Source organism: Corynebacterium aurimucosum (genome assembly GCF_030408555.1).
Lineage (GTDB): Bacteria > Actinomycetota > Actinomycetes > Mycobacteriales > Mycobacteriaceae > Corynebacterium > Corynebacterium aurimucosum.
On sequence record NZ_CP047048.1, the window covers coordinates 1,321,911 to 1,333,731 of the forward strand.

Genomic DNA, 11,821 nt, shown 5'->3' on the forward strand with positions numbered 1-11,821 from the left:
AAAGGCCTGCCTTCACAGTGCGCATTATTTTCGCCGGAACCCCCGAGCCCGCTGTTGTGGCTTTGCAGAAGCTTATCGAGTCCCATCATGAGGTAGCTGCAGTCATCACTCGGCCCGACGCCCGCCGTGGTCGCGGACGCAGCGTGCATCCGAGCCCCGTGAAAGTCCTAGCTGAGGAACACGGCATCGAGGTGCTCACGCCGACCACCCTCAAGCAGGGCACCGAGGACGGCGATGCATTGCGTGCACGGCTAGCAGAGATCGCCCCCGAGGCCATTCCAGTGGTCGCCTACGGAAACCTGATCACCGAGGACCTCTTGAGCCTTCCCAAGCACGGCTGGGTCAACCTGCACTTTTCCCTTCTCCCAGCGTGGCGTGGCGCTGCCCCAGTGCAGGCTGCTATTGCTGCGGGAGATGAGCGAACGGGTGCTACAACTTTCCGTATTGATCGAGGCCTGGACACCGGGGATATCTTGGCCACCATGGAAGAGACAATCCGGCCCACTGATACCGCGGATGACCTGCTGACGCGCTTGGCGTATGCCGGCGGTGATCTGCTCGTCGAGACGATGAATGGTTTGGAAGATGGCAGCATCACCCCGCAGCCGCAGGCGGGTGAGGTCACCTACGCGCACAAGATTTCCACGGAAGACGCCCGAATCGATTGGACCGCGCAGGCCGATGTTGTCGATCGCCATATCCGTGCGCATACTCCAGGGCCGGGCGCGTGGACCCTATTGGGGGAGTCGCGCTTAAAGGTAGGCCCGGTCAGCGTCGTGGAGCCAGCAGAACTAGAGGAGTTGCCAGACACTACCGCGTTGACTTCGCTGCAACCGGGCGAAGTACACGTGGCGAAGAAGGAGGTAATGGTCGGTACCGGAAGCGCCCCGGTGCGCCTAGGCCAGATCCAACCGCCCGGCAAAAAGATGATGAATGCCGCCGACTGGGGCCGCGGGCTTTCTAGCCAGGCTTCCCAAGCAGCAGAGGGCGGCCAGGATGAGGTGAAGTTTTCATGAGTGGAGGTTTCCGATCCCGCAGCAAGTCCGGTGATCCGGCAGCTCGCACCGAGCGCGCCGAACAGCAACGCAGCGGTGGACGCAGAACCGCACGTGGCGGTACTAACCGCCAGACTAAAGGAAAGCGAGAGAATCGAGGCGGACAGCGCCAGCACAGCCGCCGAGACCGACAGCCAGCGTCCTTCATGTCCGCAGCGCGGCGCTGCGGAGTCGATGTCCCACGCGCGGTGGCTTTCGAGGTGTTGCAGCGTGTGGAGGCCGACGATGCTTTTGCCAACCTCACGCTGCCAAAGGTAGTAAGTGCGAACAACCTTAGCGGCCGTGATGCAGCCTTCTCTACGGAACTCACCTACGGCACGCTGCGCAGCGAAGGCGTGCTTGATGCGGTTATTGCCGAGTGTGCTTCGCGCGGCCTAGAGGCCATTGCACCTGACGTTCTCACCGCCTTGCGAATGGGCACCTACCAAGTGCTGTACACCCGCGTTGAAGCGCATGCTGCGGTCGATACCACCGTCCGCCTCGTGGAGGCAGCTGGCCACGAAAAGGCCAAGGGCTTTGCCAACGGCATTATGCGCACCATCACCCGCACACCTGCGCAAGGGTGGCTAGACAAGCTTGCTCCAAAGGAAGAGGTCGCGGCTGTGGCCTTCCGCCATGCCCACCCGGAGTGGATTGCCCGCTCTTTCGGACGCGCCTTGGGCCTGCTGGACGCCGCTGGTGAGAGCAAGCTCAACGCCGAACAGACAGCGGAGTTGGAACGCGCACTCGAAGCGGATTCTGAGCGGCCTCTGGTGCATTTGGTAGCGCGGCCCGGCGAAATCTCTGCGGAAGAGCTTGCGCTCATTACCGGTTGTGAGGAAGGGCGTTATTCGCCTTATGCGGTGTATCTTGAGCAGGGTGACCCGGGCTCGCTAGAGCCCGTCCGTCAGAAGTTGGCAGCGGTCCAGGACGAAGGATCACAGCTGATCGCACGCGCAGTGACGGAAGCTGAACTCATCGGCGACGACACCGGACGCTGGTTGGACCTGTGTGCGGGCCCCGGTGGCAAGGCTGCCTTGATGGGTGCCATCGCCCGCATTGAGGGGGCGGAAGTCGATGCCGTAGAAGTCTCTCCGCACCGCGCTACCTTGGTGGAAAAGACCGTGGGAGACCTACCTGTCCGCGTGCATCGGGCGGATGGTCGTGCGCCGGGTCTCGGTGCAGGCTTCGACCGCGTGCTTGTCGACGCCCCCTGTTCCGGCCTGGGTGCGCTCCGTCGCCGCCCAGAGGCTCGCTGGCGCAAGGCCGAGTCCGATATTGCGGAGCTCAACAAACTCCAGAGCGAGCTCCTCGAATCCGCATTAGAGCTCGTTCGTCCCGGTGGTGTTGTGGTGTACTCCACCTGCTCGCCCGATCTGCGAGAGACCCGAGGCATTGTGGATGCGGCCTTGGAGCGCCATGGAGCTGGGACAGAGGCGCGTATCGAGGAGCTGGATGCGCGGGAGGTGCTGCCGGAAATGGGAGACCTCGGCAGCGAGCTCTCCGCCCAAATGTGGCCGCACCGCCACGGAACAGATGCAATGTTTTTCGCCGTCCTCCGCCGAGTAGCGGACTAGCGCCCCGTGAGGGACTAGGCTGAGTGTCATGTCTGCACACTCGTCTGGTCCCATCATTTCCCCATCCATTCTGGCCGCTGATTTCACCCGCTTGGGTGAGGAGGTTCAGGCCGTGGCCAACGCGGATTGGATCCACGTTGACATCATGGATGGTCACTTTGTGCCCAACTTGTCCTTCGGCCCGGATATTACGGCGACGGTGGACGGGATTACCTCGCAGACCCTCGACGTTCACCTCATGATCGAGGAGCCGGAGAAGTGGGTGGAAACCTACGCCAAGGCCGGGGCTGATTGCATCATCTTCCACGTCGAGGCCGTGGCCGATAAGGAAGCGGCCATCGCCTTGGCCCGCAAGATCCGTGACCTAGGGGTGCGCGCGGGCTTCTCCATCAAGCCAGGCACCCCGATTGAGCCCTGGCTGGATGCCTTGGAGCACTTCGACGAGGTTCTCGTCATGTCTGTTGAGCCCGGCTTTGGTGGTCAGAGCTTCATGCCGGATCAGTTGGACAAGGTTCGCACCTTGCGTGCGGCCATTGACGAGCGCGGCCTCGACGTCCTCATCGAAATCGATGGCGGCATTTCTGCCGAGACGATCCGCTCCGCCGCCGAGGCGGGCTGCGATGCCTTCGTGGCGGGATCAGCCATTTACAAGCAGGCGGATAAGGCGGCGGCCATCGAGGAGCTGCGCCGACTGGCTACGCTGTGAACCCACGTCACGATTCTGCTGTCCTTGCGCAAGCGTTGCGCCTAGCCATGGAGGCCGGCGAGCAGGTGCGCGGTACAACGAGCCCAAACCCACCGGTGGGAGCAGTCATCCTTGATTCCGCTGGGCAGGTGGTTGGCGTCGGCGCAACCCAGCCCCCGGGCGGACCGCATGCTGAAGTCATGGCGCTGCGCGATGCGGGGGACAAGGCACGCGGTGGAACCGCGGTGGTCACCTTGGAGCCCTGCAATCACACGGGCCGTACTGGTCCCTGCGCGCAGGCGCTTATCGATGCCTCCGTATCCGCTGTCTACTACCTCCACCCGGACCCCACCCCGCAAGCTGGGGGAGGGTCAACCACTCTGCGTCGCGCCGGCATCACCGTGGGACAGCTCTCGGAACCGGCAGAAGGAGCAGATGCGCTGGAGCCGTGGCTGTGCGCCGTTGCACTCGGTCGCCCGCACGTCACGTTGAAGTTCGCACAGAGCCTGGATGGTTTCACCGCCGCAGTGGATGGCAGCAGCCAGTGGATCACGGGGGAGCAGGCCCGCGAGCATGTGCACCGTGACCGAGCTCAGCGCGATGCCATCCTTATCGGAACTGGCACAGCCTTAGCGGATAACCCGTCTTTGACGGCGCGCTGTGCGGATGGTTCCTTGCGCCCGCAGCAACCGCGGCGTGTTGTCATCGGCTCCCGGGATGTGTCTCAAGGAGGACAAACCAACCTTGAGAGACTAGGTTTTGAGCACTATGCCTCTCCACAGGAGGCCCTAGATGAGCTATATGCCACGGGTGCCCGAGATATTCTCGTCGAAGGCGGCGCGGGGCTCGCAACAAGCTTCATGGAGCTAGGTTGTGTCGACCGGATCCAGGCTTATATAGGAAATGTCATCCTCGGTGAAGGCAGGGGTGTTCTCACCAGTGCTGTGTCGTCGAACTTGGCCCGCGCCCAAAGATGGCGGCGTTGCGCGGTTACCGAGCTCGGCGAGGACCTGCTTGTGGAATATCGCAAGGATGAAAAGCTTTGAAAGCTGGGAAACATTGAAAGCTGGCAAGCTTTCAATGGGTAGAAGATTCAAGGACTAGAAGATTTAGAGTGTTAAAAAGAAAGGGAAGTGCGGTCTATGTTTACCGGACTCGTTGAGGAGATCGGTCACGTCGATAGCGTCGAACCGCAGGGTGATGCCGTGCGGTTGGGTATTGCGGCATCTACAGTATTGAGTGACGCGCAGCTAGGTGATTCCATCGCGGTCAACGGCGTGTGCCTGACCGTGGCTGAGTTAGGAGAAGGGACCTTCATCGCCGATGTCATGAAGGAATCCTTAAACCGTAGCTCTCTCGGCGAGCTCGCGGAGGGCTCGCCGGTTAACCTCGAGCGTGCGGTGCTCCCGACGACGCGTTTGGGCGGCCATATTGTGCAGGGGCACGTCGATGGCACCGGGACCTTGCTGTCCCGCACGCCTTCAGAGCACTGGGAGGTATTGCGCTTTAGTCTGCCGGCTGAGCTGGCGCGCTACGTGGTGGAAAAGGGCTCCATCGCGGTGCAGGGGACCTCCCTGACGGTATCGGCCTTGTCAGATGGGCAGGAAGAGCCCGGTGCGGAAGCCTTCTTTGAAGTCTCACTCATTCCCACCACCCTGCGCGATACCGTCTTTGGTTCCATGAAGCCAGGCGCCCGAGTAAATCTCGAGGTAGACGTGGTTGCCAAGTATGTGGAGAAAATGGTTCACCCTAACGCCCACGGCGCGGGAACAGAGGGATAGAGTTAGTCCTTATGAGCGCTGCAGATTCAGCTTTTAGTTTAGATAGCGTCGACCAAGCCATCGCCGACATCGCGGCCGGCAAGGCAGTCGTCGTCATAGATAATGAGGACCGTGAGAACGAAGGCGACCTCATCTTCGCCGCTGAGCTCGCCACCCCGGAGCTTGTGGCCTTTATGGTGCGCTATAGCTCCGGCTACATTTGCGCGCCGCTGCTCCCGGAAGACTGTGAGCGGTTGAACCTACCTCCAATGCTGGCGGTGAACCAGGACGTGCGCCAGACCGCCTACACCGTGACGGTGGACTTGGCTAACGGCTCGACGGGTATCTCCGCCACCTCGCGCTGCGACACCATTCGGCGCTTGGCTGATCCTTCCTCTGAACCGTCGGAGTTCACACGCCCTGGCCACGTGGTCCCGCTCGCTGCCCGCCCGAATGGTGTGCTCGAACGCGATGGGCATACGGAAGCTGCCATCGACCTGGCCCGGCTGGCCGGTCTGCGCCCTGCCGGCGTGCTGTGTGAAATCGTCTCCGAAGAGGACCCCACGGACATGGCCCGCTCGCCGGAGCTGCGTCGCTTTGCCGACGCTCACGGGCTGACGATGATTTCCATCGAGCAGCTCATCGAGTGGCGTCGTCACAACGAACAACAGGTCCGCCGCGAGGTAGAAACCCGCCTGCCCACCGAGTACGGCGAGTTCCGCGCGGTGGGCTATTCGAGTGACGTCGACAAGCGCGAGCACATCGCCCTCTTCGTCGGTGACGTGGAGAGTTATAGCGGTGCGGAGGATGTGCCCGTTCGTGTCCACTCTGAGTGCCTTACAGGGGACGTCTTTGCCTCTCAGCGCTGTGACTGTGGGCCGCAGCTGCAGGAATCCCTTCGTGCGGTGCAAGAAGCAGGACGCGGGATCGTCATCTACCTGCGCGGACAGGAAGGCCGCGGCATCGGTTTAGTGAATAAACTCAAAGCCTATCGCCTGCAGGACAAGGGAATGGACACCGTTGATGCCAACGTGGAACAGGGCCTGCCCGAAGATGCCCGCGAGTATTCCGTGGCCGGCCAAATCCTGCGGGATGTAGGCGTGAAGTCCGTGAACCTCTTGACCAATAACCCGCACAAGGGCGAGGGTCTACAGGGCTTTGGCATTGATGCCACCGCACGCACCGCGTTGGCTACCCCCGCGACGGCGGAGAACATCAGCTATCTGCGCACGAAGCGCGACCGGATGGGGCATGATCTGCCACAGGTCGCTGAATGGGACCAGAAGCACTCGTAAGGCATTAAGCCGGAAAATCGAGCTGAAAACTAAAACAAAGGAGCACCCAATGAGCAAGGAAGGCTTGCCAACCCCGAAGAATGTCTCGGGTGAAGGACTCCGCGTCGCGGTTGTCACCGCCACGTGGAACGCCGAGATTTGTGATCAGCTGCATCGTCGCGCACTGGAGACCGCTGAAGCAGCCGGTGCCGTTGTGACCCCGCTGCGCGTTGTGGGCGCTTTGGAGCTCCCCGTAGTGGTCCAGGCCGCGGCGCGCACGCATGACGCCGTGGTGGCACTGGGCTGTGTTGTCCGTGGCGGTACTCCGCACTTTGATTATGTGTGTGATTCCGTCACCCAGGGGCTGACCCGCATCGCGCTCGATGAATCCACTCCGGTGACTAATGGTGTGCTCACCGTCAACGACTATGATCAAGCAGTTGATCGCGCTGGCTTTGCAGACTCCGCGGAAGATAAAGGTGCAGAGGCCATGCAGGCAGCTTTAGAAACCGTGCACACCTTGCGTACACTGGACGAGTCAAACCTAAAGTAGGCTGCCACGCGCAACCACGGCGCCCTGCATATCAGCACAGAGCCGTGGCCTGCCTCAGCGGAGTGATGAGGAGATGGAAAACTCGATGACGGACCCACAGGTGCCCTTGGGCCATGAAGAGCGGGAACAGTCAGCTCACGCCAATTCGTCCTCGCAATCCTTGCGGCCAGCCGCATCGAGCTCTGCGGGGGGCGCACCGCGCATGAGCGAGGAGCAGTTGTTGGCCTATACCAGCGCTGATCCTTTTGCCCAGACCTCATCCAAGCCTTGGGAATATGAAGCGACGTCGCCTTACCTGCGCAAGGTGGCGATCATCTGGATCATCCTCGTCATGGCAGCGCACTTATTTATGGGCTTCACTGTGGGCTTGTCTTTTACCGGCGCAACGGTGACGACTATTGATAAGTTCGCTTTCCCCGGGGTGGGCGTGGTGATTTCGATCCTGTCGTGGTTGGCATTGACTCGGCCGCGACTCCGCGCGAACTCTGATGGGGTAGAGATCCGCAACATTCTAGGAACCCGCTTCTACCCGTGGCAGGTCATCTACGGCCTATCTTTCCCTGAGGGATCACGCATGGCGCGTATTGAGCTGCCTGACTTCGAATACGTGCCGGTGTGGGCCCTGCAGTCAGGTGATAAGCAGAACGTCATCACCAAGGTCCGCTCTTTCCGTGACCTGGAAGCCCGCTACATGCCGCAGGATGACTAGTGGCTGATCCCTCTGAGTACCGCCCCGCGCCCGGAAGCATCCCCACGGATCCGGGCGTTTATAAGTTCCGCGATGAGAACCGCCGCGTCATCTATGTGGGCAAGGCGAAGAACCTGCGCGCGCGGCTATCAAACTACTTCCAGGACATCACCCAACTGCACCCGCGAACCCGCCAGATGGTTCTGACTGCGGCCTCAGTCGAATGGACTGTGGTGGCCAGCGAGGTGGAAGCACTGCAGCTGGAGTACACGTGGATCAAGCGCTTCGATCCACGTTTCAACGTCATGTACCGCGACGATAAAACCTACCCTATGCTCGCGGTATCTGTGGGGGAGACCGTCCCGCGTGCGTTCTTCTATCGCGGCCCACGCCGCAAAGGAGTGCGTTATTTCGGCCCTTATTCCCATGCCTGGGCGGTGCGCGAATCCCTCGATCTTCTGACTCGAATCTTTCCCATGCGCACGTGCGCCAAGGGTGTGTATAACCGTCACGAGCGCTTAGGACGGCCGTGTCTTTTGGGCTACATCGGCAAGTGCGATGCTCCCTGCATTGGCCGCGTCAGCCCCGAGGAACACCGCGAGACGGTCAACCAGCTCATCAGCTTCATGAATGGCAATACCGCTCCGGTGCGCAAGAGGATAACTCAGCGCATGGAGGAGGCGGCGGAGAACCTAGAGTTCGAGTTGGCAGCACGCCTGCGCGATGACCTCAGCGCGATAGACAAATTGATGGAGCAGCAAGCCGTGGTTCTGTCCGATGGAACGGATGCAGACCTCATCGCGTTTAGCTCCGATGAACTTGAAGCGGCGGTGCAGATTTTCCACGTGCGTTCGGGCCGCATCCGCGGTCAGCGTGGTTGGGTGGTCGAGCGCTCTGGTGATCAGGCAACGACAGACGTGGTGGAGGAGGGCCAAGCAGATCCGGGTCTGCCGGCACTGATCCAGAACTTCCTCATCCAGTTCTATTCGGATGCCGTCGAGCGTCAGCGCCAAGAGGCTGCCGAGGACGCCAAGTTGGAGCGCAGGGGAGTGGACCAAGAATCCCATGCCGACACACGGCAGGGTAACGCCATTCCTCGCGAGATTCTGGTCCAAGCCCTTCCAGATGAAGCTGACGAAGTCAAGATTGTTCTCGAGGAGTTGCGAGGCGCCCAGATTGACTTGCGCGTCCCGCAGCGCGGCGACAAGCGCGCACTGATGGAGACCGTCGAGAGGAATGCCAAGGAGCAGCTGAAACAGCACAAGCTCAAGCGCGTGGGCGATCTGACTGCCCGGTCCGCAGCACTTCAGGAGCTGCAGGAGGCGCTAGGCATGGATTCCGCGCCGCTGCGCATTGAGTGTACGGATATCTCGCACATTCAAGGTACCGATGTCGTGGCTTCCTTGGTGGTCTTCGAAGATGGCCTGCCACGCAAGTCTGATTACCGCCGATACCGCATCAAGGAGGCTGCGGGTGATGGACGCTCCAACGATGTCGGTTCCATCGCTGAGGTGACTCGCCGCCGCTTCAAGCATCACCACGATGACAAGCGAGCGGTTCCGGACGAGGAACTGGAGAACACTACCTTCGCCGAAGAGATGGTGCACGAAGAGGCGGCGAGCCAGACCAAACGTAGCTCCTACCCACCGCAGCTTTTCATTGTGGATGGAGGCGCACCGCAGGTGGCTGCGGCGCAGGCGGTTTTCGACGAACTCGGCATCGTGGACGTAACCCTCATCGGTCTGGCGAAGCGCCTAGAAGAAGTGTGGGTTCCGGGTGATGATGAACCGGTGATTTTGCCGCGCAACTCGCAAGCGCTCTTCTTGCTCCAGCACCTCCGTGATGAAGCCCACCGTGTCGCCATTTCCTATCACCGCCAGCAGCGCTCGAAGCGTATGCGCTCATCGGTTCTTGATGCCGTTCCGGGCTTGGGGCCCCAGCGTCGTACGGACCTGGTCAAGCACTTCGGCTCGGTGAAGAAGCTCAAAGAAGCCAGCGTGAAAGAGATTGCTGAAGTCAAGGGTTTCGGCCCGAAGTTAGCGCAAACAGTATTTGATCATCTTCACGCCTCATAAGAAGGCTTGGCTCTCGAGATAGTTCCCACCGAGGACTCTGAATAGGTGGTAAGAATGGAAGCCATGACGCTGTTTGATTCCCCACCCATTTTGATCACCGGCATGTCAGGCGGTGGCCTGACGTCGGCGGCTAAAGTGCTGGAGGATAAAGGCTATTACGTAGCCCACAACATTCCCCCCAAGGCAATCGTTGACCTACTCAAGTTGTGCGCGAGCCCGGAATCCCCGGTTTCTAAAATTGCCGCGGTGACCGATGTGCGCTCCCGCTTGTTCCCGGGTTCCTTGGCAGAAACTCTTGATGAACTCGAGCAGTTAGACATGAAACCGACACTGCTTTTCCTCGACGCGCGGGATGATGTGCTCATTCGCCGCTTCGATTCAGTTCGTCGTACGCACCCGCTGCAAGACGGGGAAACCCTCAAGGCGGGCATTCAGCGCGAGCGCGCAGCAGTACAGTCCATCCGTGACCGCGCGGATATCATCATTGATACGACCAATCTGTCTGTCCACGACCTGCGCCGCGCGATCGAGGCCTCTTTCGGCGAGATGGGTCATGAGCTACAGCACGTCACGTTAGAGTCCTTCGGCTTCAAGCATGGCTCCCCGCGTGACGCAGATCTTGTCGTCGATGTCCGCTTCCTTCCCAATCCTTATTGGGTGCCTGAATTGCGGGGATACCGCGGTACTGATGAACCGGTCGCAGACTACGTCCTCTCCCAGGACGCCGCTGAACCCTTCATTGATCACTTCATCACCATGCTTGACTCGATGCTTTCCGGCTACCGGCACGAGGGCAAGAACTTCATTACCGTAGGCATCGGGTGCACCGGTGGGCATCACCGATCTGTGGCCGTTACGGAGGAGATTGCTCGCCGTCTCAGGGAGCGCGGGGATCTGGATGTGAGCACACTGCACCGTGACATCGCCCGGGATTAGGTGCGATAAGATAAAAAATCATTCCCTACCCTTGGATGACCGAAAGCTAATATTTCCGTGACGTCTCTCCCTACCCACATGGCTAGCCTGGGCGGTGGCCATGGTCTTTATCAAACCCTTTTGGCTGCGCGCCGCACCGGCGCGGAGGCGATCTCTGCCATCGTCACTGTGGCTGATGACGGCGGTTCTTCCGGACGGCTGCGCCGCGAGATGGACATTATTCCGCCGGGTGATTTGCGCATGGCGCTCGCCGCGTTGTCGAGTGACTCAGAGGAGGGCCAGATGTGGGCCTCAACGCTGCAGTACCGCTTCCAAAGCACCGGCGCCATGGCCGGCCACGCGGTGGGTAATCTCCTCATTGCCGGACTCACTGAGGTCTTGGGGGACTTCCAAGCGGCGCTTGACGCGGTGGGACGGCTAACGCAGTCTGCGGGCCGCGTGCTGCCGGCTGTGAATCTGCCGCTCGATATCGAAGCGGACGTGGCCGGGCTTGACGACGATCCCCGCATCATGCGCTCTGTCCGCGGCCAAGTCGCCGTGGCGTCCACCGTGGGGCAGGTTCGCCGCGTCCGGATCATCCCGGAGAAGCCACAGGCCAATCCGGAAACCATCGCGGCCCTGCGCGATGCGGACCTCATCACCTTGGGCCCGGGATCGTGGTTTAGCTCGGTGCTTCCACACGTCCTCGTACCGGAGATTGTCAACGCAATTACGTCCTCGGATGCGCTTCGCGTTGTGGTACTTAACCTTTCCGCGGAACCAGGGGAGACCCAGGGCTTTTCAGCTGAGCGCCACCTGCACGTCTTAGCGCAGCATGCGCCAAACCTGCGGGTAGACAAAGTAATCGTCGATGGTTCTGGTCTTCCGAATGAGTCGGAGCGAGTTTTCGTGCAGCGTGCGGCCAGCGTGCTCGGTGCTACGGCGGTCTTCCGCGATGTGTGCCAGAGCGATGAGAACGGACATTCTCTCAACAAGCATTGCCCAGACAAGCTCGCGCAGGTACTGACTGAGCTTTATACCGACTATGCCGCTCAGCGCGATTCTTCAGCGGGTGCCCCGGGCACTCACCGCGGCTAAGTGCACGATAGACTAAGTGGCATTCATCGCTCACCGCAGCGTCGCTGCGCTTCACAGGCGCGGTGGTGCGTACTGTGTATGCACGAGCTCAAGGCCCTTCTAGGGCCAGTTGCACCACTGCTGCTTTCTGCGGTGAGTTACATCAAGAGTTGAAAGGGGAGG

At 60.7% G+C, this 11,821-nt stretch carries 11 protein-coding genes; all 11 read left to right on the forward strand.

The features are described from left to right. Positions 1-17 precede the first annotated feature (17 nt). The 11 genes from fmt (at position 18) to CAURIM_RS06245 (ending at position 11,659) form a co-directional block, all read left to right on the forward strand. Positions 18-1,016: a methionyl-tRNA formyltransferase gene (gene fmt / locus CAURIM_RS06195; RefSeq protein WP_201828264.1), complete on the forward strand. Its 999-nt coding sequence runs from the start codon at positions 18-20 to the stop codon at positions 1,014-1,016. Next, positions 1,013-2,611: an RsmB/NOP family class I SAM-dependent RNA methyltransferase gene (locus tag CAURIM_RS06200; protein WP_201828262.1), complete on the forward strand. Its 1,599-nt coding sequence runs from the start codon at positions 1,013-1,015 to the stop codon at positions 2,609-2,611. Before fmt ends, CAURIM_RS06200 begins: the two co-directional genes overlap by 4 nt. Positions 2,612-2,639: 28 nt before the next feature. Beyond that, on the forward strand, positions 2,640-3,317 hold the full coding sequence (gene rpe / locus CAURIM_RS06205) for a ribulose-phosphate 3-epimerase (protein ID WP_070444913.1): 678 nt from the start codon (positions 2,640-2,642) through the stop codon (positions 3,315-3,317). After that, positions 3,314-4,342 carry a bifunctional diaminohydroxyphosphoribosylaminopyrimidine deaminase/5-amino-6-(5-phosphoribosylamino)uracil reductase RibD gene (ribD, locus tag CAURIM_RS06210; protein WP_201828260.1) on the forward strand — a complete coding sequence of 343 codons (1,029 nt, stop codon included), beginning with the start codon at positions 3,314-3,316 and terminating at the stop codon, positions 4,340-4,342. Before rpe ends, ribD begins: the two co-directional genes overlap by 4 nt. Before the next feature lie 96 nt (positions 4,343-4,438). Beyond that, positions 4,439-5,077, forward strand: coding sequence for a riboflavin synthase (locus CAURIM_RS06215; RefSeq protein WP_201828259.1), 639 nt, complete (start codon positions 4,439-4,441; stop codon positions 5,075-5,077). An 11-nt stretch (positions 5,078-5,088) separates the two neighbouring features. After that, positions 5,089-6,351 (forward strand): bifunctional 3,4-dihydroxy-2-butanone-4-phosphate synthase/GTP cyclohydrolase II, encoded by a 1,263-nt coding sequence (locus CAURIM_RS06220; protein WP_070444907.1) that lies wholly within the window; start codon positions 5,089-5,091, stop codon positions 6,349-6,351. A 49-nt stretch (positions 6,352-6,400) separates the two neighbouring features. Then, positions 6,401-6,883 (forward strand): 6,7-dimethyl-8-ribityllumazine synthase, encoded by a 483-nt coding sequence (gene ribH / locus CAURIM_RS06225; RefSeq protein ID WP_201828257.1) that lies wholly within the window; start codon positions 6,401-6,403, stop codon positions 6,881-6,883. A 202-nt stretch (positions 6,884-7,085) separates the two neighbouring features. Continuing rightward, positions 7,086-7,592 carry a PH domain-containing protein gene (locus CAURIM_RS06230; RefSeq protein WP_236659274.1) on the forward strand — a complete coding sequence of 169 codons (507 nt, stop codon included), beginning with the start codon at positions 7,086-7,088 and terminating at the stop codon, positions 7,590-7,592. Further along, complete coding sequence (gene uvrC, locus CAURIM_RS06235) at positions 7,592-9,646, forward strand: excinuclease ABC subunit UvrC (RefSeq protein ID WP_201828255.1); 2,055 nt, start codon at positions 7,592-7,594, stop codon at positions 9,644-9,646. The genes CAURIM_RS06230 and uvrC overlap by 1 nt, the downstream gene beginning before the upstream one ends. A 54-nt stretch (positions 9,647-9,700) precedes the next feature. Further along, positions 9,701-10,582 (forward strand): RNase adapter RapZ, encoded by an 882-nt coding sequence (gene rapZ / locus CAURIM_RS06240; protein WP_070643459.1) that lies wholly within the window; start codon positions 9,701-9,703, stop codon positions 10,580-10,582. A gap of 78 nt (positions 10,583-10,660) precedes the next feature. Next, positions 10,661-11,659: a gluconeogenesis factor YvcK family protein gene (locus CAURIM_RS06245; protein ID WP_201829583.1), complete on the forward strand. Its 999-nt coding sequence runs from the start codon at positions 10,661-10,663 to the stop codon at positions 11,657-11,659. Positions 11,660-11,821: the final 162 nt, after the last annotated feature.